This window comes from Methylobacterium sp. V23, from assembly GCF_002917135.1.
Taxonomy (GTDB): domain Bacteria; phylum Pseudomonadota; class Alphaproteobacteria; order Rhizobiales; family Beijerinckiaceae; genus Methylobacterium.
The window spans coordinates 435304-461081 of record NZ_PDHT01000001.1; the positions used below are offsets into that span (position 1 = coordinate 435304).

General features: G+C 72.7%; 23 protein-coding genes and 1 riboswitch. Of the genes, 10 read left to right on the forward strand and 13 right to left on the reverse strand.

Features of this window, described 5'->3' with window-relative positions:
* Entirely contained in the window at positions 1-732 is a 732-nt protein-coding gene (locus CRT23_RS02010) for a cobalt-precorrin-6A reductase (RefSeq protein ID WP_103708355.1), read from the forward strand.
* Positions 733-938: 206 nt separating this feature from the next.
* Here CRT23_RS02010 and cobJ read toward each other — a convergent pair whose 3' ends face one another.
* The 9 genes from cobJ to CRT23_RS02055 are packed head-to-tail and all read right to left on the reverse strand — an operon-like array spanning position 939 to position 10381.
* Positions 939-1715, reverse strand: a complete 777-nt coding sequence (gene cobJ / locus CRT23_RS02015; RefSeq protein ID WP_103708356.1) for a precorrin-3B C(17)-methyltransferase — start codon at positions 1713-1715, stop codon at positions 939-941.
* Positions 1712-2503: a precorrin-2 C(20)-methyltransferase gene (locus CRT23_RS02020; protein WP_055947473.1), complete on the reverse strand. Its 792-nt coding sequence runs from the start codon at positions 2501-2503 to the stop codon at positions 1712-1714. The genes cobJ and CRT23_RS02020 overlap by 4 nt, the downstream gene beginning before the upstream one ends.
* Positions 2504-2514: 11 nt before the next feature.
* Positions 2515-3147, reverse strand: a complete 633-nt coding sequence (locus CRT23_RS02025; RefSeq protein WP_103708357.1) for a precorrin-8X methylmutase — start codon at positions 3145-3147, stop codon at positions 2515-2517.
* Positions 3144-4589, reverse strand: coding sequence for a precorrin-3B synthase (cobG, locus tag CRT23_RS02030; RefSeq protein ID WP_103708358.1), 1446 nt, complete (start codon positions 4587-4589; stop codon positions 3144-3146). Before cobG ends, CRT23_RS02025 begins: the two co-directional genes overlap by 4 nt.
* The gene (gene cobN / locus CRT23_RS02035) at positions 4586-7969 is read right to left on the reverse strand and encodes a cobaltochelatase subunit CobN (RefSeq protein ID WP_103708359.1); all 3384 of its coding nucleotides are present in this window, start codon (positions 7967-7969) and stop codon (positions 4586-4588) included. The genes cobG and cobN overlap by 4 nt, the downstream gene beginning before the upstream one ends.
* A 9-nt stretch (positions 7970-7978) precedes the next feature.
* Positions 7979-9013: a cobalamin biosynthesis protein CobW gene (cobW, locus tag CRT23_RS02040; protein ID WP_103708360.1), complete on the reverse strand. Its 1035-nt coding sequence runs from the start codon at positions 9011-9013 to the stop codon at positions 7979-7981.
* Positions 9010-9429: a DUF1636 domain-containing protein gene (locus CRT23_RS02045; protein ID WP_055947486.1), complete on the reverse strand. Its 420-nt coding sequence runs from the start codon at positions 9427-9429 to the stop codon at positions 9010-9012. Before CRT23_RS02045 ends, cobW begins: the two co-directional genes overlap by 4 nt.
* Complete coding sequence (locus CRT23_RS02050) at positions 9422-10177, reverse strand: CbtA family protein (RefSeq protein ID WP_103708361.1); 756 nt, start codon at positions 10175-10177, stop codon at positions 9422-9424. The genes CRT23_RS02045 and CRT23_RS02050 overlap by 8 nt, the downstream gene beginning before the upstream one ends.
* Before the next feature lie 27 nt (positions 10178-10204).
* Positions 10205-10381: a CbtB-domain containing protein gene (locus CRT23_RS02055; protein ID WP_055947494.1), complete on the reverse strand. Its 177-nt coding sequence runs from the start codon at positions 10379-10381 to the stop codon at positions 10205-10207.
* Positions 10382-10434: 53 nt separating this feature from the next.
* A riboswitch (cobalamin riboswitch) is annotated at positions 10435-10628 on the reverse strand.
* Between the two features lie 106 nt (positions 10629-10734).
* On the opposite strand from CRT23_RS02055, the gene cobU reads away from it, so the two are divergent.
* The 5 genes from cobU to CRT23_RS02080 all read left to right on the forward strand — a co-directional run bounded on the left by cobU (position 10735) and on the right by CRT23_RS02080 (position 15466).
* On the forward strand, positions 10735-11247 hold the full coding sequence (gene cobU, locus CRT23_RS02060; RefSeq protein ID WP_055947497.1) for a bifunctional adenosylcobinamide kinase/adenosylcobinamide-phosphate guanylyltransferase: 513 nt from the start codon (positions 10735-10737) through the stop codon (positions 11245-11247).
* Complete coding sequence (gene cobO / locus CRT23_RS02065) at positions 11244-11855, forward strand: cob(I)yrinic acid a,c-diamide adenosyltransferase (protein ID WP_103708362.1); 612 nt, start codon at positions 11244-11246, stop codon at positions 11853-11855. The genes cobU and cobO overlap by 4 nt, the downstream gene beginning before the upstream one ends.
* A complete protein-coding gene (locus tag CRT23_RS02070) occupies positions 11855-12571 on the forward strand; it encodes a hypothetical protein (RefSeq protein ID WP_103708363.1) in 717 nt (238 codons plus the stop codon). Before cobO ends, CRT23_RS02070 begins: the two co-directional genes overlap by 1 nt.
* Positions 12568-14022: a cobyric acid synthase gene (locus CRT23_RS02075; protein ID WP_181017231.1), complete on the forward strand. Its 1455-nt coding sequence runs from the start codon at positions 12568-12570 to the stop codon at positions 14020-14022. Before CRT23_RS02070 ends, CRT23_RS02075 begins: the two co-directional genes overlap by 4 nt.
* A 67-nt stretch (positions 14023-14089) precedes the next feature.
* Complete coding sequence (locus CRT23_RS02080; protein ID WP_103708364.1) at positions 14090-15466, forward strand: MFS transporter; 1377 nt, start codon at positions 14090-14092, stop codon at positions 15464-15466.
* Here CRT23_RS02080 and CRT23_RS02085 read toward each other — a convergent pair.
* Positions 15421-16557: a DUF3616 domain-containing protein gene (locus CRT23_RS02085; protein WP_103708365.1), complete on the reverse strand. Its 1137-nt coding sequence runs from the start codon at positions 16555-16557 to the stop codon at positions 15421-15423. The two genes, CRT23_RS02080 and CRT23_RS02085, sit on opposite strands and share 46 nt — an antisense overlap.
* Positions 16554-17555 carry an adenosylcobinamide-phosphate synthase CbiB gene (cbiB, locus tag CRT23_RS02090; RefSeq protein ID WP_103708561.1) on the reverse strand — a complete coding sequence of 334 codons (1002 nt, stop codon included), beginning with the start codon at positions 17553-17555 and terminating at the stop codon, positions 16554-16556. The genes CRT23_RS02085 and cbiB overlap by 4 nt, the downstream gene beginning before the upstream one ends.
* A gap of 12 nt (positions 17556-17567) precedes the next feature.
* Between cbiB and cobD the strand changes: the two genes are divergently transcribed.
* Entirely contained in the window at positions 17568-18572 is a 1005-nt protein-coding gene (cobD, locus tag CRT23_RS02095) for a threonine-phosphate decarboxylase CobD (protein WP_103708366.1), read from the forward strand.
* A gap of 7 nt (positions 18573-18579) precedes the next feature.
* Here the strand turns inward: cobD and CRT23_RS02100 are convergent, their stop codons facing one another.
* The gene (locus CRT23_RS02100; protein WP_103708367.1) at positions 18580-19770 is read right to left on the reverse strand and encodes an MFS transporter; all 1191 of its coding nucleotides are present in this window, start codon (positions 19768-19770) and stop codon (positions 18580-18582) included.
* A gap of 580 nt (positions 19771-20350) precedes the next feature.
* Between CRT23_RS02100 and CRT23_RS02105 the strand changes: the two genes are divergently transcribed.
* The 3 genes from CRT23_RS02105 (at position 20351) to CRT23_RS02115 (ending at position 23775) form a co-directional block, all read left to right on the forward strand.
* On the forward strand, positions 20351-20551 hold the full coding sequence (locus CRT23_RS02105; RefSeq protein WP_055947514.1) for a hypothetical protein: 201 nt from the start codon (positions 20351-20353) through the stop codon (positions 20549-20551).
* 151 nt (positions 20552-20702) lie between these two features.
* Positions 20703-22109 carry a malonyl-CoA decarboxylase gene (locus CRT23_RS02110; protein WP_055947515.1) on the forward strand — a complete coding sequence of 469 codons (1407 nt, stop codon included), beginning with the start codon at positions 20703-20705 and terminating at the stop codon, positions 22107-22109.
* A 136-nt stretch (positions 22110-22245) separates the two neighbouring features.
* On the forward strand, positions 22246-23775 hold the full coding sequence (locus tag CRT23_RS02115; protein ID WP_245435907.1) for a malonyl-CoA synthase: 1530 nt from the start codon (positions 22246-22248) through the stop codon (positions 23773-23775).
* A 102-nt stretch (positions 23776-23877) separates the two neighbouring features.
* Here CRT23_RS02115 and CRT23_RS02120 read toward each other — a convergent pair whose 3' ends face one another.
* Positions 23878-25575 carry a methyl-accepting chemotaxis protein gene (locus CRT23_RS02120; RefSeq protein ID WP_103708369.1) on the reverse strand — a complete coding sequence of 566 codons (1698 nt, stop codon included), beginning with the start codon at positions 25573-25575 and terminating at the stop codon, positions 23878-23880.
* Positions 25576-25778: the final 203 nt, after the last annotated feature.

Genomic DNA, 25778 nt, shown 5'->3' on the forward strand with positions numbered 1-25778 from the left:
ATGCGGATACTGATCCTGGGCGGCACCGGCGAGGCGAGCGCCCTGGTGCGCGGGCTCCTGGCCATGGGCCGGCGCGACGCCGTCACCCTGTCGCTCGCCGGCCGCACCCGTCAGCCGAAGGCGGAGCCCGTGCCGACGCGGATCGGCGGCTTCGGCGGCGCCGAGGGCCTCGCCGCGTGGCTGGGCCAGGACCGCACCGATCTCGTGATCGACGCGACGCATCCCTTCGCGGCCCGGATGAGCGCCAACGCCGCCGAGGCCTGCGCCCGGACGGGGACGCGGCTGCTGGCGATCCGCCGTCCGGCCTGGACGCCGGTGCCCGGCGACCGCTGGACGGAGGTGCCCGACATGGAAGCCGCCGTCCGGGCCCTCGGCCGCGCGCCGCGCCGGGTCTTCCTCACCATCGGCCGGCAGGAGGTCGCGGCCTTCGCCGGCGCGCCGCAGCACGACTACGTCGTGCGGGCCATCGAGGACATCGCCCTGGCGGTGCCGCGCCTCACCGCGATCCAGGCCCGGGGCCCCTTCGACGCGGCGGCCGAGGCGGCGTTCCTGGCCGAGGGGGCGATCGAGGTCCTGGTCAGCAAGAATTCCGGGGGCGGCGCCACCTACGGCAAGATCGCCGCCGCGCGGGCCCTCGGCCTGCCGGTCGTGATGGTCGCCCGTCCGGAGAAGCCGGACGTGCCGAGCGTGCCGGACGTCGCGGCCGCCCTCGCGGGGATCGCCGCCCTCTGATCGTCGATCCGGCGGATCGCGGCGGTTGATGGGGCCGGAACGGCCCCCCTTCCCCGTGTGGGAGAGGGCCGGGGTCAGGGGCGTGCCCCATCCGGACACGTCCCAGACCTCACCCTGTCCCTCTCCTGACAGGAGAGGGGACCCGCGCGCGTCCGAATCCGAAGGGATCGAGCGGCGACGATCCCAGGCCTGCACCGACCCGCGCATCACGCCGCCGGGACGCTGCGCGGCGTGTAGACGAAGGGTGTCGCGTCGCCGCGCGGAATCAGGCGGGTGGCCGAGGCGCCGATGATCACCATCGTGGCCATGTCGGCCGTCGTCGTGCGCGCCTCGTTGAGGGTGAGGACGCGGATCGCCTCGTCCGGCCGCGAGACGGCGCGGGCGAAGACCACCGGCGTGTCGCCGCGCCGGATCTCGGCGGCCAGGTCGAGAGCCTTGCCGAGCTGCCAGGGCCGGGCGGAGGAGATCGGGTTGTAGAGGGAGATCACGAAATCCGCCCGCAGCACCGCCTCCAGCCGGGCGGTGATGACCTCCCAGGGCTTGAGGTTGTCCGAGAGGGACATCGCGCAGAAATCGCCGCCCAGCGGTGCGCCGAGGCGGGCCGCGGCCGCCAGCATCGCGGTGATGCCGGGCTCCACCGTGATGGGGAGCCGGGCCCAGGCAGGATCGCCGGCCTCCACCGCCTCGAACACCGCCGCCGCCATGGCGAACACGCCGGGATCGCCGCCGGAGACCACCGCGACGCGCCGGCCGGAGGCGGCGAGCTCGAGGGCGTGGCGCGCCCGGTCGACCTCGACCCGGTTGTCGCTGGCGTGGCGGACGAGCCCCGGCCGCTCGGGGACGCGGGCGACGTAGGGAATGTAGCCGATGAGGTCCTGCGCCTGGGCCAAGGCTTCCTGGGCGGCCGCCGTCAGCAGGCGCGGATCGCCGGGGCCGAGACCGATGATCGCGACGGACCCGGAATCCGGGGTGGGGCCGCTCACGGCCGGCGTCCCTCGCCGGGCAGCAGCACCATCGAGAAGTAGGGCGCGTCGTCGTCGGGCTTGTCCTTGAGGGCGATCACCCGCTCGCCCGCCATGGTGCCGCGCTCCACATAGACCGCGCGTTCCAGCACGCCGGCCTCGGCCAGCGCCGCCCGCACCTTCGGCAGGTGGCGGCCGAGCTTCATCAGCACGGCGGCGTCGGTGGCGCGCAGGCGCTCCACCAGGGCGGCATGCGACAGGGTGGCGGGCAGCACGGTCAGCACGTCGTCGCCCCAGGTGATGGGGGTCCCGGCCCGGGTCCAGCAGCCGGACATCCCGGTGACGCCGGGCACGACCTCCACGGGGAAGCGGTCCTTCAGGCGCCGCCACAGGTGCATGAACGAGCCGTAGAAGAACGGATCGCCCTCCGACAGGATGGCGACGTCCCGGCCCGCGCCGAGATGGTCGGCGAGGCGACCGGCCGCGTCGTCGTAGAAGGCGGCGAGCGCCGCGACGTAGTCCGGGTGCTCGGGGTGGAGTTCGGTGGTGTAGGGGTAGACCAGGGGGCATTCGCGCCCCGGCTCGGCCGCCAGCACCGCATCCGCGATGGTGCGGGCGTTGCCCCGTCGGCCCTTCTTGCAGAAATGCACCAGCACCGGAGCCCGCTCCAGCACCCGCATGGCGCGGACGGTGAGATAGTCCGGCTCGCCCGGGCCCATGCCGACGCCGTACAGGGTGCCGGTGGTCACCGCCCGCGGGGTCTCGGTCCGCTCCGCCGCATCGGGGGGAAGGCGCTCGCCCGAATCCATCACTCGATCACTCACTCGATCTCTTGCGCGAGCGCGTTGATGGCCGCAGCCGTCATGGCGCTGCCGCCGCGCCGACCATGGACCACGATGAAGGGCACGCGGCCGTCGCGGGCGAGCGCTTCCTTCGACTCGGCGGCGCCGACGAATCCGACCGGAATGCCGATGACGGCGGCGGGGGGCGGCACGCCCTCGTCGAGGAGTTCGAGGAGGCGGAACAGCGAGGTCGGGGCGTTGCCCACCGCCACGACGCTGCCGGGCAGGTGCTCGCGCCAGAGCTCCATCGCGGCGGCCGACCGGGTGGTGTTCATGGCAGCGGCGAGGTCCGGCACGCGCGGATCGCTCAGGGTGCAGATCACCCGGTTGTCGGCGGGCAGCCGAGTCCGCGTGACGCCGTCGGCGACCATGCGGACGTCGCACAGGATCGGCGCGCCGGCCTTCAGGGCCGCCTCGCCGGCTTGCGCGAAGTCGGGCGAGGCCTCCACGTCGCGCGGCAGGTCGGTCATGCCGCAGGCGTGGATCATCCGCACCACGACCCGCTCGGCGGTGCCCTGGAAGCGCGCGAGGTCGGCCTCGGCCCGGATCATCGCGAAGGAGCGGGCATAGATCGCCCCCCCGTCACGCAGGTAGTCGAGGCGGGAACTCATGACGGTCGCGGTCCTGGCGGGTGTTCTGGGAAGATCTGGGCGAGGGAATGGGCCGAATCCCCCCTCCTTACGCGCTCCAGCGCGGCCTCGAAAGGGAGGCGCATCGCCGGCAACGCATCGGGCCGCCCGGACAGCACCACGTCGTACTGCCCCTCCCGCCCGACGAGGGTGAGGTCGGCGGCACCCGGATGGGCACAGCCCTTGAGGCAGCCCGAGACATGGGCGCGCAGGCCCTGCGCCGCGAAGGGCCGGAAGGCTTCGGCCAACCGAGCGGCGTCGAGCAAGGTCGGCGTCGAGCCGGACGCGCAGGCCGGCGCCCCGGGGCAGGCCGCCACCGCGCCGCGCGGATCGTCGGCCCGCGTCAGGAATCCGGCTCCGGCCAGGGTTTCGCGCGCGATTTCGGCGGCTGCGGCATCGGGGCAGACGAGGAGGAAGCCGCGGGTCGGCGAGAGGCGCAGGTCGGCTGCACCGACGGCGTCCGCCGTCTCGGCGAGACTGTCGAGGGCGTCGGCCGTGCACCGGCCGAAGGGGGCGTCGACCAGGAGGGCGACGGGGCCATCCGCCCTCGGCGGTGAGGATCGCGGGGCCTCCCGCTCCTGGAAGGAGAGGGGTGGAGTGCGGTGTGCGATCCCGCCCGACAACCCATAAACCTCACCCTGTCTCCCTCCCTCTGGGAGAGGGAACCCGCGTTCGGGTCCGATGGGAGTTGGCAGGGCGAACACGCCCGGACTCAGGACGGACGCCGCAGCCGGGGCCGGAATGCGCGACAGGGCGAAGCGAGCCGGGATCTCCGCGCGCGCCACGTCGGGGACATCGCGCATCCGGCGTTGTCCGCTCGCCGCCAGCAGGTGCAGGGCCGCCGCCACGACGGTCTCCGCGTCATCGTCGGGCAGGCGCCACCAGGCCGCATCGCCCGCGAGATGCAGGGCCAGGCCGTCCCGGGTGACGACGCCGTGAAGGTCCGCTTCCGCGGTGCCGAGGGTGATGCCCTGGGCGGCCGCCTCGACGGCGACCAGCGCCTTCGGCGGAAGGCCGGGGATTGCCAGCCCGAGCGTCTCGATCCGGCGCGCCAGGGCCGGGACATCGACCGGCTCCGCGGGTTCGAGCCCGGCCAGCGGCGTGGTCAGGGTCAGGCGCTGCGGGCCTCCGTCGTGGCGGACATCCCCGAGTCCCACGGCCGCCAGGGCTTCGGCCAGACCGAAGCGGGTCGCCTCGGTGACGCCGCGGATCTGCAGGTTGGCCCGGGCGGTGACGTCGACATGGCCGTTGCCGAAGCCGCGCGCGCCCGACGCCACCGCCCGGGCCTGGACCGGGGTGAGGCGCCCGAGGGGGGGGTGGACGCGGGCGAGCAGGCCGTCGCCGGTGGGCATCGGCCGGGCGAGGCTCGGGCACCAGCCGCGCCGGCTCGGCGCCTCGGGGGCGACGCGGCGGGGCGCGTTCATTCCGCCGCCTCGCGCAGCAACGCGTCCGCAGCCATCTCGTCGGCCGCCCTCTCGTCGGCCGCCATCTCGTCCGCCGCCATGGCGTTGCGCCGGGTGGTCCAGAGGCCGCGCCGGCGGGCTTCGTCGAACCGTTCGAGGATGGCGCGGGCCGCCTCGGGATTGGCTGCCCGCAGGGTTTCGAAGGTCTCGAGATCGGCGATCATCGCGCCGTAGAGCCGATCGAGGTCGGCGTCGGAGACCGCATCCGTCGTGGCGGCCAGGACGAACACCGCGTCGATTCCCTGGGCCAGCTCCTGGGCGCCGCGATAGCCGTGCCGAAGCTGCGCCGCGATCCAGCGCGGATGGGCGAGGCGGCCCCGGATCAGGCGGGCGGCATCCTCGCGGGCGGTGCGGGCCTTCGGGGTCTCGGGCGTGGCGACGTCGAGGCTGTAGAGGGCGGGGCGGGCCCCCGTCAGGGCGGCGGCGGCCGAGAAGCCGCCCATCGCCTCCACGGCGGCGTCGCCGTCGAGGAGATCGCGCTCGGCGACGTCGAAGGCGTGCACGTAGGCATCGGCGCCGGCGACCCGGGCGGCGAAGCCGGCATCCGCCGCCTCGGCCGCGCCGCCATAGGCATGAGAGGTGGCGTCGAGATAGGCCTGCCCGAGGTCGTCGCGGCTGTCCCAGGCGCCGTCGAGGGCGAGCCCGCCCGCCCCGGCACCGTAGCGCCCCGGCGCGGCGCCGTAGACGCGGGCCGGCGCCTCGCCCCGGCGGCGGGCGGCGGCGAGGGGATTCTCGTCGTCCTCCTCCTCGCGGGCGGCCACCGCCTCGGCGGCCCGGGCGAGGAGCGACAGGGTCTCCGGGAAGGTGTCGCGAAAGGCACCCGAGACCCGCACCGTCACGTCGATGCGCGGCCGGTCGAGGAGGGCCAGCGGCAGCACCTCGAAGCCGGTGACCCGGGTCGAGGCATGGTCCCAGACCGGGCGCACGCCCATCAGCGCCAGGGCATGGGCGATGTCCTCGCCGCCGGTGCGCAGGGTCGGCGAGGCCCAGAGGTCCATGACGATCCGGGCCGGGTACTCGCCCTCGTCCTGCAGGTAGCGCAGGACCACGGCGTCGGCGGCCTTGGCCCCGAGGGTGGTGGCGGCCCGGGTCGGCAGGCTGCGCGGGTCGAGGGTGGCGAGGTTGCGCCCCGTCGGCATCACGTCGGTGCGGCCGCGCGACGGCGAGCCGGCGGGACCGGGCGCCACGAAGCGCCCGTCGAGGGCGCGCAGCAGGCCGAGGCGCTCGCCCTCGGCACAGGCCCCTACGGCGGCGGGCGCCTCGGGGGCGGCGCGGCCGAAGACGTGCAGCCCGTCGCGCGCGGTCACCTCCCCGAGGTCGCAGAGATGCGCGTCGAGGGCCGCGAGCGCGTCCGGCATCGGCGTCCCGGCGTCGATCCCGGCGCCGGCGAGCAGCCCGGCCGACAGCGCCTCGTCCAAGATGGTGCGCGCCAGGATCGCGGCGCGGCGCGGGTCGAGGACGCTGGCGGCGGAGTACTCCTCCACGAGTTCGCGCAGGCGTGCCGCGTCGGGGTCGAGCCCCGTCACGCCGGTCTGCGGCGTCAGGTGCCCGAGGGCGACGCCCCCGAGGCGGCGCTTCAGGGGCGCGGCCTCGCCCGGATCGTCGACGATGAAGGGATAGACCACCGGGAGCGCCCCGACGGCGCGGGCCGGCCAGCAATCCGGCGACAGGGCGACGGCCTTGCCCGGCAGCCACTCGGTGGTGCCGTGGGTGCCGAGGTGGACGAGCGCGTCGAACCGGCTGCGCAGGCCGAGATGAAAAGCCAGATAGGCGTGGGTCGGCACCGCGTCGGGGTCGTGATAGGCGGCCTTCCGGTCCTTCGACCGCCCGCGATCCGGCTGCAGGAAGACCGCGAGGCGGCCGCCTTGCGGGGCCACGCTCGCGAAGCGGAAGGCGCCGTTCCGGCAGGCCGGGTCGGCCTCGGGCGGACCCCACTCGGCGTCGAGGGCCGCGCGGGCGGTCTTCGGCAGCGTGCCGAGCCACGCCCGGTAGGCGTCGAGGGCGACCGCGAAGTCCCGGGGACCGCGCGTCAGCGCCCGCATCAGCGCCTCAGGCTCGGGCAGCGCGCCGACGCCGTAGCCGGCCTGCCGCAGGTCCGCGACGATCGCGCGCGCGCTTTCGGGCGTATCGAGCCCGACGGCGAATCCTGCGCGGCCGCCGCGGGCGGGGTAATTCGAGAGCACCAGGGCGAGGCGGCGCTCGGCCCGGGGCAGCCGGGCGAGGCGGATCCAGGCGGCAGCCCGCTCGGCCAGGGCCGCGATGCCCTCCGCGTGCGGCACGGCGCGTCGCTCGGCAAAGCCCTCGGTTTCCGGACCCTCTTCCTTGAACGAGATCGGAAAACCGGAGAGCCGGCCGTCGAATTCCGGCAGGGCGACCTGCATGGCGAGGTCGGCTGCACCCATGCCTCGGGTGGAGGCGGTCCAGGCGTCCCGCGCCGCACCGATGCTGAAGGCCTGGAGGACCGGGCAATCGGCGGTATCGAGGACGAAACCTGCATCCTCCCGGGCCGAGAAGGCGGTGGCGGCGATGACGATGGCGGGCCTGTGCGCGGCGATGGCGGCCCGCAAGGGCGCGGTCGCGGCGGGGTCCTTCAGGCTGGAGACCGCCACGGCCAGCACCGCGAGGCCGCGCGCCTGGAGCGCGGCGCCCAACGCGGCGATCGGCGCGGTATCACCGGAGAGCACGCTGGACCGGTAGACCACCAGTAGCGCCAGGGGCGCCTCCGCCGGGGTAGTCTGGAACGGCCGTCCGGCGGCGAGCGCCTGGTCGTCCGCGACGGGGCCGCAGCCCGGGCAGCAGACGAAGCCGCGGGGCAGGGGCAGCGGCGGTTCGACCGGCCCGGCATAGCCGATCGCGACGGCCAGGCGTCCGATCAGGCGGCGCAGGTTTGCCGCGCCCCCGGCGCGGAAATAGGCGTCGAAGTCGGAGGCGAGCTCCGGCTTCGTGGAATAGGCGTCGAGGCGTGGGTCGGGCCGGTCGTCGCCCGGCAGCACCACGAGGGCGACCCCAGCGGCGCGGGCGGCCGCGCTGGCGCGCTCGATCCCGTAGCGCCAGTAATCGAGCCCGCCGAGGCAGCGGATCACCACGATCCGCGCCCGGGCGATCACCGACTCGACGTAAAGGTCGACCGACATCGGGTGGCGGAGCTTGGCGAGCTTGGCGAGCCGCAGGGTCGGGGCCGCGTCCGAGGCTGCCGAAAACACCGCCGCGTAGGCGCCGGCCATGCCGAACAGGTCGGAATCCGTGAAGGAGAGGAAGACGATGTCTCCCGGCGCCTGACCGAGATCGATCGCGGCTTCGCCCTCGTCGAGGGAGACCGTATCGATGCGGATCAGGTGCATGGCGGGCGCTTATCCCGCCAGGGCGGCGGCGACGGCGCCCTGGTCGAAGCCCTTGAGGCCGATCACCACGAGGCGGCCGTCGCGGGGCTCGCTGGACTTCCAGGGGCGGTCGTAATGGTGGGCGATGCGGGCGCCGACGCCCTGGACTACGAGGCGCATCGGCTTGCCGGTGACCTCGGCGAACCCCTTGATGCGCAGCACGCCCTCGGTCTCGGCGGCGCGGGCGACGCGAAGCGCCAGGTCCTCGGCGGAGGCCGTGGCCGTCACGGGCAGCGCCACCGAATCGAAGGCGTCGTGGTCGTGGTCCTCGCCGTCGCCGTGGTGGGAGGGACGCGCGTCGAGGTCGTCCTCGGCCGCCGCCTGGATTCCCAGAATCACGCGTGGGTCGAGGCGACCGTGCTCGGCCTCCACCATCTTCACCGCGCGGGGCAGGTGTTCGGTGACCTCGGCGCGCACTTTGGCGCGCCCGGCCTCGTCGAGGAGGTCGGCCTTGTTCATCACCACGAGGTCGGCGCAGAGGAGCTGGTCCTCGAACACTTCCTCCAACGGATTGTCGTGGTCGACGCTGGCGTCGTCGGCGCGCTGGGCGGCCAGCGCCGCCGGGTCGTCGGCGAAGAAGCCCGCGGCCACGGCGGGGCCGTCGATGACCGCGACCACGCCGTCCACCGTCACCCGCGAGCGGATCGCCGGCCACTGGAAGGCTTGGACCAGAGGCTTCGGCAGGGCGAGGCCCGAGGTCTCGATCAGGATGTGCTCGGGCGGATCGGCCCGGTCGAGGAGCTTGTTCAGGGCCGGCACGAAGTCGTCGGCCACGGTGCAGCAGATGCAGCCGTTGGCGAGCTCGACGATGTCCTCGTCGCCGCAGCCCTCGATGCCGCAGGCGGCCAGGAACGAGCCGTCGAAGCCGATGTCGCCGAACTCGTTGACGATGATGGCGAGGCGCCGGCCGCCGGCGTTCTCCACGAGGTGGCGCACCAGCGTGGTCTTGCCGGCCCCGAGAAAGCCCGTGACGATGGTGCAGGGAATCTTGGCGACGAGGGTCATTCGGCGGCGTCCGTGATGCGGGGCGCCGCGAGCGGCGGCAGAGGAGCGGGGAACGGCGGGATGCGGGCGACGACGCCCTTGCGGAATTCCTGGGGCCGCGCCTTCCACGGCACGATGCCGTCCGCTGTCTCGGCGTAGAGCGCGACGCCGTCCAGGATGGTGCCGGCGGAGGCGACCGGGTCGAGGTCGCCGTAGACGTAGGTCCAGCGGCCTTGCGAGGCGACCGCCACGGTGCAGGGGCGCTTGCAGACCGAGAGGCATTCGACGCTCTCGACCGTGATGCCGGGGTGGGCCCCGGTGCTCACGGCCTCCTGGAGCGCCGCCAGCAGGCGGGCGCCGGCGCGGGGCTCCGCCGTATCGCCGGCCGCCCGGCAGGTGGCGCAGACGTAGAGGGTCACGGGCGCGGCCTCAGGCATGGGTCGGCCGGGTTCGGCCGAAGAGGCCCCAGGCCCAGCCATAGGCCAGCCCGATCACCGCCCAGAACACGAAGGCGATGCCGAGCGAGCGCGCGGCGAACTGGGCGGCGTAGGAGGCCGGCAGGTTCGAGGCGGCGTGGCTCGCCTCCGGCGCCCCGGCAAGATGGGGCGCCACGAGGAGCACGAGGCCGCCCGCGATGGTGATCGGCGCCCGCCGGATCGCGATGAGGTAGAGGCCCATGGCGGTGGCCGCGGCGGTCATCACCCACCAGAACTGGCGATCGGCCAACGGCGCGGCCTCCATGCCGGGGAGTTCCGGGGCAAGGCCGAGGGCCGGGGCCAGCGCCACGGCGAGGAAGCCCCCGATGGCGAAGCGCAGGCCGGCCTCGGGGCTGGGCTCGCGGTGGCAGGCGAGGAGCACGGCGCCGAGCAGGAGCGCGTAGCCGACGCCGCCCACCAGGGTGGCCAGGGCCGTGAAGGCCATGCGCGGCAGGCCGGGGCCCGGCTGCCAGTCGGGCGCGACTTCGCCGCCCGCCACCGAGGGGTCCTTGGTGCCGTGATCGTGACCGCCGTGAACGCGGACGATCAGGGCGGCGGGGGTCGGCCGGACGGGCGCGGCGGAGGCCTGCGTCTCGTAGCGCTCGGCCGCGATGATGAGCGGCGAGGTGAGCGCGAGCTGCAGGCCCGTCGCGACGACAGCCGCGAGAAAGCCGGCGACCAGGGCCGCCGACACGAGCCGGATGATCATGGGCGGTTCTGCCTTAAGCGGAGGCGCTCAGTGGCAGGGGAAGTTCTGGCTGTGCCGGAAGTCGTGCGCCGCGTTGTGCAGCGCCATCGCCGGGGCAAAGCCGGCCATGAACACGAGGCCGAGGCCGAGGAAGGCGGCCACGAGCACGGCGCCGAGGCGCTCGTTGGTGCGGGTGCCGGTCAGGACGAGGGTGTTGGTCGACATCGGGTACATCTCCTGGCCACCCCGCCGGCGGCCGTCAAGGATGGGGCGTGGACGGCAGGTCCACTTTCGACGGCAGGTCTCCTGGCTCGCGGGTCGCTGGTCCTGCCGCCTTCCCGGATCGCTCCAGTGGCTGATGGCAGTCCCGTCTCCGCTCACAGTTGCGGGGGCAGCCGCGGTTTCAGGGTCGCCCCCTCACCGCATTCCCTTTTCACCCCGTCGCCGGGGCACCGTCCGATCCTCGCTTCTACGCGGTTGCCGATCCGCTGACAACGCGGCCCGGGCGGGTTTCCCGCCTTTGACCTCGGACCTCGATATCGGGCACAGCATGCCCCATGCCGCATCCTCCACCCCGAATGATCCTCGTGCTCGGCGGCGCGCGCTCGGGCAAGAGCGCCCATGCCGAGGCGCTGATCGAGGCCCAGCCTCGACCCTGGCTCTACCTCGCCACCGCCCAGGCCTGGGACGACGAGATGCGGGAGCGCATCGCGCTCCACCGCGCCCGCCGCCCGGAGGGCTGGATCACGCAGGACGTGCCGATCGCCCTGGCCGAGGCGGTCGCCGCCGCGACCGGGCCGGTGCTGGTCGATTGCCTCACCCTCTGGCTCACCAACCTCATCCTGGCCGAGGCCGACCTCGAGGCTGCCACCGCCGCGCTGCTCGCGGCCTGTGCGGCGGCCCCCGGCCCGGTGGTCCTGGTCGGCAACGAGGTCGGCCTCGGGATCGTACCGGACAACGCCCTCGCGCGCCGCTTCCGCGACGCCGCCGGGCGCCTGCACCAGCGCCTCGCGGCCCAGGCGGACCGCGTCGTCCTCACGGTGGCGGGCCTGCCGATGATCGTGAAACCCCAACCCGGAGCCACCCCATGACGGACGCCGAGACCGAGGCCGCGCGGCACCGCGAGAAGATGGAGAAGCGCAAGGCCGTCCAGGACGCCGAGGTGGCGGAGAAGACGATCGAGAAGGGGCTCCTCATCGTCAATACCGGTCCCGGAAAGGGCAAGACCACGGCGGCCCTCGGGCTGATGCTGCGGGCCCTCGGCCATGGCTGGCGCGTCGGCGTGGTGCAGTTCATCAAGGGCGCCTGGGACACCGGCGAGAAGCACGCCCTCAAGGCTTTCGGCGATCAGATCGATTGGCACACGCTCGGCGAGGGCTTCACCTGGGAGACCCAGGACAAGGCCCGCGACATCGCCGCCGCCGAGCATGCCTGGGCCAAGGCCCTCGAGCTCATGGCCGATCCGACGATCCGCCTCGTTGTCCTGGACGAGCTCAACATCGCGCTGCGCTACGACTACCTCGATCTCGACACCGTGGTGGCGGCCTTCCGGGCGCGCCGACCGGACCTCCACGTCATCGTCACCGGCCGCAACGCCAAGCCGGCCCTGATCGAGGCCGCCGACCTCGTCACCGAGATGGGCAGCGTGAAGCACCACTTCGCCGCCGGGGTGAAGGCGCAGGTGGGGATCGAGTTCTGATGCGGGCGGCCATCGTGGCGGTCGCGCTGTCCACCGTGCTGGGAACGCACGGAGTCCGGGCCGACCCGGCCGGGCCGTGGCCCGCCACCTATCTGGGCCGCGTCGAGGCCCTGGCCGTGGTGGAGGGGCTGAACGCCCGGCTGCTCGCCAGCCGCTCCGCCACCGCGACCCTCGAAGGCTGGTGCGCCGAGCACGGCATGGCCGCGCCCCCCCGGCTCGCGGCGAACCTGCAGCGCGGCGCGGACAAGCCGGCCTCGGAGGAGACGCGCCGGCGCCTGAATGCCGGGCCCGACACGCTCCTGCGCTACCGTCAGGTGAAGCTCGCCTGCGGCGACCACGTCCTGTCCGAGGCGGACAACTGGTACGTGCCCGAGCGCCTGACCCCGGAGATGAACCGCCTTCTCGAGACCACCGACACGCCGTTCGGCCGGGCGGTCCAGGCCCTCGGCACGACGCGGCAGACCATCGGTGCCGAGCTCCTGTGGCAGCCCCTGCCGCACGGGTGGGACCAGGCGCCGCCCCCTGCGGCGACCTGCGGCGACCTCGCGATCCCGGACCATCTGTTCCGGCATCGGGCCGTGCTGTTCACGGCGGAGCGCGTACCGTTCGCGGAGGTGGTCGAGACCTACGGCGCCGCCATCCTGGCCTTTCATCGCGCCGGGCGCCCCGTCGATCCGGCCTGCGCGACGTCCCCGTCGGGGCGGCCACAGCCATGACCCGCGCCCTCATGATCCAGGGCACCGGCTCGGATGTCGGCAAGTCGCTGATCGTCGCCGGGCTGTGCCGGGTCTTCGCCCGGCGCGGGCTCGCCGTGCGGCCGTTCAAGCCGCAGAACATGTCGAACAACGCCGCCGTCACGGCCGATGGCGGCGAGATCGGGCGGGCCCAGGCCTTGCAGGCGCGGGCGGCCGGCGTGGCGCTCTCGGTGCACATGAACCCGGTGCTGCTGAAGCCCCAGAGCGAGACCGGCAGCCAGGTCGTGGTCCAGGGCCGCATGGTCGGCACCGCCAAGGCGCGGGACTACCAGGCCTGGAAACCGCGCCTCCTCGCCTCGGTGCTGGAAAGCTTCGCGTATCTGAAGGCCGAGGCCGACCTCGTGGTGGTCGAGGGGGCGGGCTCGGCCTCCGAGGTCAACCTGCGGGCCGGCGACATCGCCAATATGGGTTTTGCCCGCGCCACGGGCACGCCGGTGATCCTGCTCGGCGACATCGACCGGGGCGGCGTCATCGCCAGCCTCGTCGGCACCAAGGCGGTGATCGATCCGGCCGATGCCGCGATGATCCGGGGCTTTCTCGTCAACCGCTTCCGCGGCGATCCCAGCCTGTTCGCCGACGGCATGGCCACCATCGCGCAGGCGACCGGCTGGCCGAGCTTCGGGCTGATCCCGCACTTTCCCGACGCGGCTCGCCTGCCGGCGGAGGATGCCCTCGGGCTCGCGGGCTCGGGCGCCGGATCGACCGGGCGCAAGGTCGTGGCCGTGCCGGTGCTGCCGCGCATCGCCAACTTCGACGACCTCGACCCGCTCCGGGCCGAGCCCGACGTGGCGGTGGTGCTCGTGCGCCCGGGCGAGCCGATCCCGGTGGCCGACCTCGTGCTGCTGCCCGGCTCGAAGACCACCATCGACGACCTCGAAGCCTTTCGCGCGGAGGGCTGGGACATCGACCTGCGCGCCCATGTCCGGCGCGGCGGGCGGGTGCTCGGGCTCTGCGGCGGCTACCAGATGCTCGGCCGGCGCATCGACGACCCGCACGGCATCGAGGGCGCGCCCCGCTCGGTGCCGGGCCTCGGGCTCCTCGACATCGCGACCGTGATGACGCCGGAGAAGCACCTGGCCGCCGTCACCGGCACCAGCCAGCCGGACGGCGTACCGTTCTCGGGCTACGAGATGCACGTGGGCGACACCACCGGGCCCGACACCGCGCGACCGGCGATCCAACTGGCGGACGGGCGCTTCGACGGCGCGGTCTCGGCCGACGGCCGCGTGACCGGCACCTACGTGCACGGCCTGTTCGCCGACGACCGCCAGCGCGGCGCCTGGCTCGCCCGCCTCGGCGCGGCCCCGGGCGGGCTGGTCTACGAGGCCGGCATCGAGGCGGTGCTCGACCGGCTCGCCGATCATTGCGAGGCGCATGTCGCCTGCGATGCGCTCCTCGCCCTGGCGTCGTAGCGGCCGGACGGATTAGGCTCCGCGCCGGAACGCCCGAGTCGAAGCGGGCGCGGCGAGGAAGCTCCCGATGACCCCGTCCCCGCCCCAAGTCGACGCCCGGGTCGCCGAGGCGACGATCCGCACCGTGACGCTGCGGCTGATGCCGCTCCTCGGGCTGATGTACCTGATCGCCTATATCGACCGGCAGAACATCTCCTACGCCAAGCTGCAGATGGTAGGCGATCTCGGCCTCAGCGAGAGCGTCTACGGGCTCGGGGCATCGCTGTTCTTCCTCGGCTACTTCCTGTTCGAGGTGCCCAGCAACGTCATCCTGGAGCGGGTGGGCGCCCGGCGCTGGTTCGCCCGGATCATGCTCACCTGGGGACTGATCACCCTCCTGCTCGGCTTCACCCAGAACACGACGATGTTCTACGTTCTCCGCTTCCTCCTGGGCGTCGCGGAGGCGGGCTTCTTCCCCGGCGTCCTGTTCGCCCTGACCCTGTGGTTTCCGCAATCGCACCGGGCGCGGATGATCGGCTGGTTCATGATCGCGAGCGCGCTGGCCAACGCCGTCGGCGCGGCCATCGGCGGCGCGCTCCTCGACCTCGACGGCACCCTCGGCCTCAAGGGCTGGCAATGGGTGTTCGTGGCCACCGGAATCCCCGCCCTGGCCCTGGCCGTCATCGTCCTGCGCATCCTGCCCGACGGGCCGGAACAGGCGCCCTGGCTCAGCCGGGACGGACGCGACTGGCTGAGCCGCACCCTCGCGGCCGAGCGCGAATCCGGCGGGAAGGTCGAGCACGGCAATCCGTTCGCGGCCCTCCTCGACCGTCGGGTCTGGATGCTCGCCTCCGTCTACATCGCCTTCCCGCTGGCCGCCTACGGCCTGAGCTACTGGCTTCCGACGGTGGTACGCAGCTTCGACGTCTCGAACACCGTCAACGGCTTCATCAACATCATCCCGTGGCTGATCACGGCGTTGGCCCTGTGGTGGGTGCCGCGGCGGGCGGCGCGCACGGGCGACCAGGTCTGGCACGTGGTGGTGCCGGGCCTCGTGGCGGCCCTGGCCCTGGTGCTCAGCGTCCTGCTGCCCGGATCGGTGGTGAAGTTCGCCTGCCTCTGCGTGGCCGCGGCCGGCGTGTTCTCGGCGCAGCCCGTGTTCTGGTCCCTGCCGGCGACCTTCCTCAAGGGCGCGAGCGCCGCCGCCGGCATCGCCGCCATCAATTCGGTGGGCAACCTCGGCGGCCTCATCGCGCAGAACGCCGTGCCGTTCATCCGCGACCAGACCGGCAGCAACCTCGCGCCGATGTACTTCCTGGCGGCCTGCCTCGGGCTCGGTGCGAGCCTGATGTTCGTCGTCCTCTCGGCGCTCCGCCGTGACGCCGCCCGCCGGGTCGCGGCGGATGCCGGCCCCGGGCCTCAGGGTGGCGTCGGCGCGTCGATCTCGGGGATCGGCACCGCGTAGGCGTGCGGCGCCCCGTTCCGGAGGCTGTCGAACAGGACGAGCACCTGGCCCGGCCCGAGCGGGACGACGGCCTCGGCCTTGCCGTCGATGACCTTGCCCTTCTCGTTCTCGCCCCGGACCGGCGCGAGGGTGGCGACGGGGGTGAGGGTGCCGGAGGGCAACGCGGCGAGGGACAGTCGAGAGGGCACGGGCAGGCCGTTGCGGGACGAGCCGGTGAGCACCAGCATCCGTCCGTCGGGCAGGATCGTGAGGTCGCGGATGCCGGCATCCGGTCCGGCCTCCAGGGCGATCGTGGTGACCTCGGCCGACAGGGCGGCGTTTCCGTCCGCGAACAGCGCCTCGACCGGGACGGAGACGAGGAAGGTCTTGCCGTCGAGGCTCGGTGCCCGCAGGCCCGCGTAGAGCCGGTCGCCCACGACGGCGAGCCCCTCGACGTTCAGGCCGTTCGGCTGGGGCGTGCCCTCCGGCGGCACGGCGTTCCAGTCGAATTCCAGGTCGCGCAGCACGTAGTCGCGGACGGGCGCAGCGGCCATCAGGGCGTCGAACAGCCGGTATGTGCTCACCGTCTCCGTGGCGGCGGTGCCGTCGGCGTTCGGCCGCAGGCGCGTCAGGATCATCGACGACAGCTTGTACTTGCGCTTGCCCCGGGTGCAGCCGTGCGAGCCGGTGACGTAGAAGTAGGGCGCGGCATAGGCCACGGCCTCGCCGTCGAGCTGATCGAACTTTCCGTTTCCGCCGCTGCACCGGGACTGCGCGGGGCGCGTGCCGCGGATGTCCCGCGCGGGCGCCGTGCCGAGGTCGTAGGCAATGGCGCCGGCCGTCAGCGCGGTCCCGCCGAGGCGGGCGAACTGCGCGCCGCGGTTCTCATCGTTGACCACGACGCAGAGGCGGCTGCCGTCCGCGTCCGCCGGGCGGCAGGCCATGCCGCTGAGGTCGTAGGCCCTATCGTCCGTCGTCTCGCCGTCGAAGTCGCCGATCACGGTGTAGGGCGTCGGCATGGCCTCGCCGGTGCGGCCGGGCGTCGGAGCGGCGAGGGCGGCCAGCGCCAGGGCCCCGCATCGCCCGAGGCGCGTCGTCTTCGACCGGATCATGCGAGGGCAACCTTGAGGAGGACGAGGGCGAGGAGGGCGAGCCCGAACAGGAATCCGCACGCCGTGCGGTAGAGTGCAAGCGCCCGCTCCACGTCGGCCGGGGTCGCCGCGGCGCGCCCGTCGCCCATCCAGCCATCCTCGACGCGGGTGGCGCCGTAGGTGCGGGGGCCTGCGAGACGAAGGCCGAGGGCGCCGGCCATGGCGGCTTCCGGCCAGCCGGCATTGGGTGAGCGGTGGCGGCCCGCATCCCGCCGCACCGCCCGCCAGGCATGGCCGGGCGACGCGCCGGCATGGACGGCCGCGGCCGCGATGAGGAGCAGGGCCGTCAGCCGCGAAGCCGGAAGGTTCACGAGATCGTCGAGGCGGGCGGCGGCCCAGCCATAGGCCGCGTGGCGCGGGGTGCGGTGGCCGATCATGCTGTCGGCCGTGTTGATCGCCTTGTAGAGCGCGCCGCCAGGCAGGCCGCCGACCCCGATCCAGAAGGCCGGCGCCACGATGCCGTCGGAGAAGTTCTCGGAGAGGCTCTCGATGGCGGCCCGGCAGATGCCGGCCTCGTCCAGGGTCTCGGGATCGCGCCCGACGATCATCGACACCGCGAGACGCCCACCCGCGAGGCCGTCGCGCCGCAGATCGGCCGCCACGCGGGCGACGTGGCTGTGGAGGCTGCGCTGGGCCGGCAGGCTTGCCGCCAGCAGGGCGAGGACGACGAGCGCGGGCAGGAGGCCGGCGGCCCCGGCCAGCGCGGTGAGGACCAGGGCGAGGCCGCCGACGACTCCCAGGAGCACGAGGAGCCCGGCCACGCCCGCGAGTCGGCGACGGATGGGCGCCCCCCGGTTCCAATGGCGGTCGAGGGCCGCGATCAGCGCGCCGATCCAGGTGACAGGATGGCCGAGCGCCCTGTAGAGCCGGTCCGGATAGCCGACCGCCGCCTCGACGGCGAGGGCGAGCACCAGGACGATGAGCGTATCGGGCGGATGGGTGAGGGCGGTCCAGGACATGCGGTCTCGGTGATGGCGCGCGGCCCGGGGACCGGGGAGGGAATCGCCCATGGCGGCGACCTCGATGCCGCCCGGCGCCTCTTCCCGCAAGCGCCCGAGCCCTGGCTCGATCTGTCCACGGGGATCAATCCGGTGCCCTATCCGTGTCCGGCCCTCGACGCCAGCGCCTTCCAGCGCCTGCCCTCGGCCGCCGACCTCGCTGCCCTGCGCGCGGCCGCCGCCGAGGCTTACGGAGTGGCCGATCTCGAGCGCATCGTCGCCGCGCCCGGAACCCAGATCCTGATCGAGACCCTGCCGCGCCTGCAGCCCCGTGGCCGGGTCGCCGTGGTGGGACCGACCTATGCCGAGCACGCCGCCGCCTGGACCCGAGCCGGCCACGCCGTCGCGACCGTGCCGGGACTCGCGGCGGCCCGGGACGCGGACGTGGTCGTGGTCGTGAACCCCAATAACCCGGACGGACGGACCTGGGAGGCCGGAACGCTGCGGGCGCTCGCCAGCGACCTCGCGGGCCGTGGCGGCCTGCTCGTCGTCGACGAGGCCTTCGCCGACCTGGAGCCGCTCGAGACCTTGGGGGCCTCCCTCGGCCCGGGCCTCGTGGTCCTGCGCTCCTTCGGAAAGACCTACGGTCTCGCCGGCATCCGGCTCGGCTTCGCCCTCGGCGAACCGGGTCTCGTCGCCGCCCTCGCGGAGGCGCTCGGGCCCTGGGCGGTCTCCGGCCCCGCCCTCGCCATCGGGCGCACCGCCCTGTCCGATGCGTCCTGGCGGCGGGAGGCCGCCATCGCCCGGGCCGCGGATGCCGCGCGCCTCGACCGGATGATCCTGCGGACCGGCGGAACGCCCATCGGCGGCACCTGCCTGTTCCGCACCGCCGACTTTCCCGACGCGCCCGGCCTCTACGACCGCCTCGGTGCGGCCGGGATCTATGTCCGGCGCTTCGCCGAGGCCCCCGCGCGCCTGCGCTTCGGCCTGCCGCCGGACAAGGCGGCCTGGTGCCGGCTGTCCCGGATCCTCCGGTAAGGGGGAATCAGGCGCGTCTCGGCTCCAGCAGGTTCACGAGGAAGCCCGCGCCCGCCAGGAGGATGCCGACGGCGCAGACGCCGGACCACCCGGCCATGAGGAAGGCCTGGGAGCCGGCGAAGGCCCCGAGCGCCCCGAACACGAACATCACCGTGAACAGCACGGTGTTGATTCGCCCGCGCGCGGTGGGAACGAGGGCGTAGACCCGGGTCTGGGTGGCGATGAGGGCGGCGTTCAGCCCGATGTCGATCAGGAGGACGCCGAGGCCCACCGCGATCAGGGACCCGGCGCCGCCCGCCCACAGCACCGCGAAGGCCGCGACCACGAAGAGGGCGCCGGCCACCACCATCGGGCGCGGGCCGCGCCGGTCGGTGAAGCGGCCCGAGAGCGGGGCCACGAAGGCGCCCGCGACGCCGATGACGCCGAACATCCCGGCACCGGCCGCGGTCAGGTTGAAGGGCGGCGCCTCCACCAGCAGGGCCAGGGTCGCCCAGAAGGCGTTGAAGCTGGCGAACAGCAGTCCCTGCGACAGGCTCGACCGGCGCAGCACTGGCTGGCTGCGCACCAGGTGGAGGATCGACAGCATCAGGGCGCGGTAGCGCAGGGGGCGGGTCTGGGGGATCTTCGGCAGCGTGGCGGCGGCGATGCCGGCCATCCCCAGCGCCACGACCGCGGCGGCGAAGAACACCGCCCGCCAGCCGTACTGGGCGCCGACGAGGCCGCTGGCCGTGCGCGCCAGCAGGATGCCGGTGAGGAGGCCGGTCATGACCTGGCCCACCACGCTGCCGCGGGTGGCGTCCGGCGCCAGCTCGGCGGCGAAGGGCACCGCCTGCTGCGCCGCCGAGGCGAGGATGCCGATGACGAGGCTGGACAGCGCGAGGCAGGCGAGGTTCGGGCTCAGCGCCGCGGCCAGGAGCGCCACGGCGAGGCCGAGGGTCTGGCCGATGATCAGGCTGCGGCGCGACAGGCTGTCCCCCAGCGGGACCAGGCCGAGGATGCCGAGGCCGTAGCCGACGAGGGAGGCGGTCGGGACCCAGAGGGCGGCACGCTCGCCGAACTCCCCGACGAGGAGCCCAAGCAGGGGCTGGTTGTAGTAGATGTTGGCGACGGCCCCGCCCGCGATCAGGGTCAGTCCGATCCGGGCCCGCAGCGTGAACCCGTGGCGTCCGGCGGTCTCGCTCTCTGCTCCGCCGCTCATGCCGGGCGGCCCCCGGCGACTCCGCGTGCGTGCAGGCAGGGCGACGAACAGGCTTCGATGGTCATGCGTGGAATCTCGGGGAGCGGCGGAGCCGGAGCCGCGATGGGACCAGGGCCCCGGGCGGGGCAGCCGCTGTCCGGTTAGGCCCGCGCATCGACTTCGGCAACCCGGAACGGTCCGGCGAGGGGGACCGGTCGTGCGCCGCCGTCCTGCTCCCCCGGCCGATCGGGGCCCGACTCGTCCGCAGACGAGGGTTTCCCCCCGCACACGAGGGCTTTGTCCTGGTGCCGCCCGCTCGGCCAAGCTGTGTCGGCCAAGCCGTCCCGGTCAAGCCGTCTGGCCAAGCCTTCGCGGCCAAGCTGTCTGGCCACGTCGTCGCGGGGCGTTCTCGCAGGATTTCAGTCTTCCCATATACCGATTGTTATGGGCGACCTGTGTTGCGGGGAGCCGCCGTGCAGCCTGCACTTGGAATTCCTCGCAACTTGCGCTCTGATTGAAATCGGAAACGGTGAGTCGCGGCGTTCGCGGAGGTCAAGTCGGCGTTCCGGCGAGGCAGCACTCATCGTCCGGGGAGTTTCGAATGGCGACGTACCGCGTCAACTTTGCCAAGCAGATCCTGGGAGTGCCGTTCACGGTCGGCTCGGTAGACATTGCCCGCGCCCGTGACCCGATGCGCGCCCTGCGGGCCGCCGAGCTGCGCTTCGCGCGCCAGCACGGAGTGGTGGACTGGCGCGAGCGGGCGGATCAGGCAGAGATCGCCCCCGCTTCCGGCGAAGACTAAGGCCGTACCCGCGCCCTGCGCGTCTTTACGGCCACGGTCTCTGGTCCTGCGCGTGGAGCCGCCTTAAGGTAGCGGCCTAGCCGGGACCCCACGACGCGCGGGGCCACCGGTGCGCCCAGGTCGGGCGCCAGTAAGGGGCAGGCGGCGTGCCATGGCGGCGATCTCTTTCTTCGGCGATCTGCTTCAGACGATCAGCGACCGGGGCCGGGATCTCATCGGTATTGGGCGCGGCGACCTCGCGGCCCGCGCCAACGCGCAGGAACTGGTCAAGCTCTGCGAGGACCTGATCTCCCGCCGGGGCGAGGCCTCCGGCGTCGCCCTGGCCCGGCTGATCCTCGAGCGCTACACCACCCTGGCGCGGCCCGAACGCGCGAGTTTCCTGCGCCTGGTCGCCACCGAGTTCACCGCCGACCATGCTGCCGTGGACGAGGCGATCGCGGCCTACCGGGCCGATCCGACCCGTGCGGCCCTGGGCGCCCTCCACGACGCGGCCGAGCCGCGGAGCCAAGAGCTCATCCGCCGCCTGAACCTTGCCAAGGACGGGACCCGCGCCCTGGTCCGGATGCGCGAGGACCTGTTCGGGCTGCGCCGCGAACTCCGTCAGGAGGAAGCCGACCCCGATCTCATCGATGCCGCCGACAGCCTCGACAGCGATTTCGAGCACCTGTTCGCCTCGTGGTTCAACCGCGGCTTCCTGGTCCTGCGCCACATCGACTGGACGACCCCGGCCCACATCCTCGAGAAGATCATCCGCTACGAGGCGGTGCACGAGATCACCGGCTGGGACGACCTGCGCCGGCGGATCGAGCCGACGGATCGGCGCTGCTTCGCGTTCTTCCATCCCGCCCTGGTCGACGAGCCGCTGATCTTCGTCGAGGTCGCGCTCACCGCCAGCATCGCCCCCGCCATCGCGCCGATCCTGGCGCATGAGCGCGAGCCCCTGCCGCTGAAGGCCGCGACCACCGCGATCTTCTACTCGATCTCGAACTGCCAGAAGGGCCTCGCCGGCGTCACCTTCGGCAACTTCCTGATCAAGCAAGTGGTCGAGGATCTCGCCCGGGAGATCCCGAGCCTGAAGACCTTCGTCACCCTCTCGCCGGTCCCGGGCTTCTCAGCCTGGCTCGACCGCGAGCGCCGCTCCGATGCCCCGCAGGGGCTGACCCGCGAGGACGTCGAGGCTCTGCGCATCATCGACGAGCCGGATTGGCAGGCCGACAAGGCCAAGTGCGAGGCCGTGCGCAAGGCGATGATTCCGGCGGCGGCCGCCTACTTCCTGCGCGCCAAGAACGAGCGGGGACGGCCCCTCGATCCCGTCGCCCGGTTCCATCTCGGCAACGGTGCCCGGCTCGAGCGCCTGAACTTCCTCGGCGACGTCTCGGCCAAGGGCCTCGCCCAATCCCGCGGGTTGATGGTCAACTACCTCTACGACCTCTCGGCCATCGAGAAGAACCACGAGACCTACGCCAATCTCGGCACCGTCGCCGCCTCCAGTGCGGTGAGCCGCGAACTCCGGACCAACCTGCCGCCGATGCGGGCCGTGGCCCTGGCCGAGGCCTGAGCCGTCCGACCACGCCGCCCTTGAGCGACGTCGCATTTCCCGCCACCGCGATGGAACGAACCGACGATCGTAGGAAATCGACGATCGACAGCGTATCCGTCCCTGCCATGTTCGCCCCGTCATGTCCGAAACGCCGATGACCAATCACCTCTTCGACCTCGTTCGCCACAGCCTGCCGGCCGATCCCGCCGCCAAGCTGTTCCTGGAGACCGGCGAGGGTGCCCGCTACTCCTACGCGGACCTCATCGTGCGCTCTGGCGCCTACGCGGCGGCCCTGGCGGCCGCGGGGGTGAAGCCCGGGGACCGGGTGGCGGTTCAGGCCGAGAAGAGCCCGGAATTCCTGTTCCTGTATCTCGGTGCGGTTCGGGCCGGGGCGGTGTTCCTGCCCCTGAATACCGCCTACACCCCCACCGAGATCGCCTACTTCCTGGGCGATGCCGAGCCGGCGCTGTTCGTGTGCGATCCGGCCAAGCACGAGGCCCTCGCGCCCGTGGCGCGGGAGGCCGGCGTGCCGGTGGTGCACACCCTCGACGCGCGGGGCCACGGCACCCTGGCCGAGGCCGTCGCCGCCGAGACCGAGGCGTTCACCGACGTGGCGCGCGGCCCGGACGACCTCGCGGCCATCCTCTACACCTCGGGCACCACCGGGCGCTCGAAGGGCGCGATGCTGAGCCACGAGAACCTCGCCTCGAACGCCCGTACCCTCGTGCAGGCCTGGCGCTTCACGGCGGAGGACGTGCTGCTGCACGCGCTGCCGGTGTTCCACACCCACGGCCTGTTCGTGGCCACCAACACGGTGCTGGCCAGCGGCGGCACGCTGCTGTTCCTCGGCCGGTTCGATCCCGCCCAGGTCCTGGCGCTGCTCCCGCGCGCCAGCGCCATGATGGGCGTCCCGACCTTCTACACCCGCCTGCTGAAGGAGGCCGGCCTGACGCCGGCGGCCACGGCCGGGATCCGCCTGTTCGTGTCGGGCTCGGCGCCGCTGCTGGCCGAGACGCACCGCGACTGGCAGGCCCGCACGGGCCACGCCATCCTCGAACGCTACGGCATGACCGAGACCAACATGAACACCTCGAACCCCTACGCGGGTGCGCGGGTGGCGGGCACCGTCGGCCCGGCCCTGCCGGGCGTGGCCGTGCGGGTGGTCGACCCGGAGACCGGGGCGGCCTTGGCGGCCGATGCCGTCGGCATGATCGAGGTGAAGGGCCCGAACGTCTTCCAGGGCTACTGGCGGATGCCGGAAAAGACGGCGGCCGAGTTCAAGGCCGACGGCTTCTTCATCACCGGCGACCTCGGCAAGATCGACCCGGACGGCTACGTCCACATCGTCGGGCGCGGCAAGGACCTGATCATCACGGGGGGCTACAACGTCTACCCGAAAGAGATCGAGAACGAGATCGATGCCTTGCCGGGCGTGGTCGAATCCGCGGTGATCGGCCTGCCCCATGCCGATTTCGGCGAGGGTGTCACGGCGGTGGTGGTGGGCCGGGCCGACGTGCCGGACGAAGCCGCGATCCTGCGGACCCTCGAAGGCCGGCTCGCCCGTTACAAGTGCCCCAAGCGCGTCCTCTTCGTCGAGGAGTTGCCGCGCAACACCATGGGCAAGGTCCAGAAGAACCTGCTGCGGGAAACCCATGCGGGCCTCTACGGGGCCGGGCGCCCCTGAACGCCGGGGCAAGAGGGCGGACCCGCCGGACATCGTGTCCGATGGTCCCGCGGCGCCCGGATGGGGCCGCACGGTCCGGACGGGCCGCGCGGCGTCCGGAGGCTAAGCGGCGCGAACGGTGCCGAGGAAGCGCTGCACCTCGGCACTGAGATGCTCCGACTGGCGGGACAGTTCGCCCGCGGCGCCCAGCACCTGGCTTGCGGCGGCACCGGTCTCCTCGGCCGCTTGGGCGACGCCCGAGATGGTGCTCGTAACGTCCGCGGTCCCTACCGAGGCCTGGGCCACGTTGCGGACGATCTCCTGCGTCGCGGCGCTCTGCTGCTCCACCGCTGCCGCGATCGCCGTCGCCACCGCGTTGATGTCGCGGATACGCGTCGTGATCGAGCCGATCGCCGAGACCGCCTGGCCCGTGGCCCCCTGGATATGGCCGATCTGGCTTCCGATCTCCTCGGTGGCCCGGGCGGTCTGGTTGGCGAGTTCCTTCACTTCCGCCGCCACCACGGCGAAGCCACGTCCCGCCTCGCCGGCGCGGGCCGCCTCGATGGTGGCGTTGAGGGCGAGCAGATTGGTCTGGCCCGCGATGGTCGAGATCAGGCTCACCACGTCGCCGATCCGCGATACGGCGCCGCTGAGTTCCTGGACCAGGACCGAGGTGGTGTCCGCCTCGGTCACGGCGGACTGCGCCATCTGGGAGGAGTTCGAGACCTGCCGGCCGATCTCCTGCACCGAGTTGCCGAGTTCCTCGGCCGCTGCCGCCACGGTGCCCACGTTGACGGAGGCCTCCTCGGCCGCCGCCGCCACGGTGATGGATTGCGAGGCGGTCTCGCTGGCGGTGGTCGTCAGGGTCCCCGCCGTCGCCTGCAGTTCGGTGGAGGACGCGGAGACCATGCCGATGATGCCGCCCACGGCACCCTCGAAGCTGTCCGCAAGTTCGATCATCGTTGCGCGGCGTGCGGCGACCGCGGCCTGATCAGCGATGCGGCGGATCTCGGCTTCCTCCGCGCCCTTCCGGGCGACCATCGCCTTGATGCCCTCCACTGCCTTGCCCACGGCGCCGATCTCATCGCCGCGACGCGCCTCCGGAATATCGGCATCGATCTCACCCTGGGCCATGCGCGTCAGGATCGCGACCAGGCGGCCCAGAGGCCGGGTGATTCCGAACACCACGATGGCGCCGCACAGGAGGGCGGCGAGAACCAGACCGATGGCGGTGGCGATGACCAGCCGTTCGACCGCGGTGGCGATGCCCGCATCGAGCGCCTGCTTTCCGGAGTTCATCTCCTCGGTGACACGCTGCAGGCGCTGATCCATGAACGTGTTCAGATGGGACCGGGCAGGTTGCGCTTCGCGCTGGACGGTCTGCATCGCGATCCTATTCTCGTTCCGGAGCCCATACTCCATGGCTCGGGCCGCGGCCGCGAAATAGGCCTCCGCCAAGCTTCGCAGCGTCTCACCGATCTTGCGACGTTCCGGCGTTTCGGTCGCCGCAATCAGACGATCGATGATTTCAAGCGCCGCTGATTGCGACGACACATACTCTGCCTTGTATTGCGCCATCGGGGCTTCCTCGGTTTCCTGGATGATGTTCCGGACCGACACGGCCGCTTCCGCGATGTTCAGCTGAATCTTGAGGTACGATTCCCGCCGCATGCCGAGGATTTCGATCACCTGCTTCGACTGCTCCGCCATGTGGTTCATCGACGTGCGGGCGTAGAGAACGAGCCCGATGGCGAGGGTGCCCAGGGCGAACAGGGGGAGGGCGATCTTCGCCAGGACGCTGACCCGATTGACGAAATGCACGTGCTTGGCTCCTCAAGTTGAAAAACTTTCGCTCGTGAAAGCTTTCGTGATGCGGGAGACTGATATGGTTTGTTTAAAACACCCTTTATGTCTTTCAAAATTTACGCCTATAGTATATATTTTTGTCTACATGAAGTCGTCGTCGTGAGACTGTCGTCTTTCGAGCTTTGCTTCGATTGATTGTGCGGTGCCTGAGGCGTGGT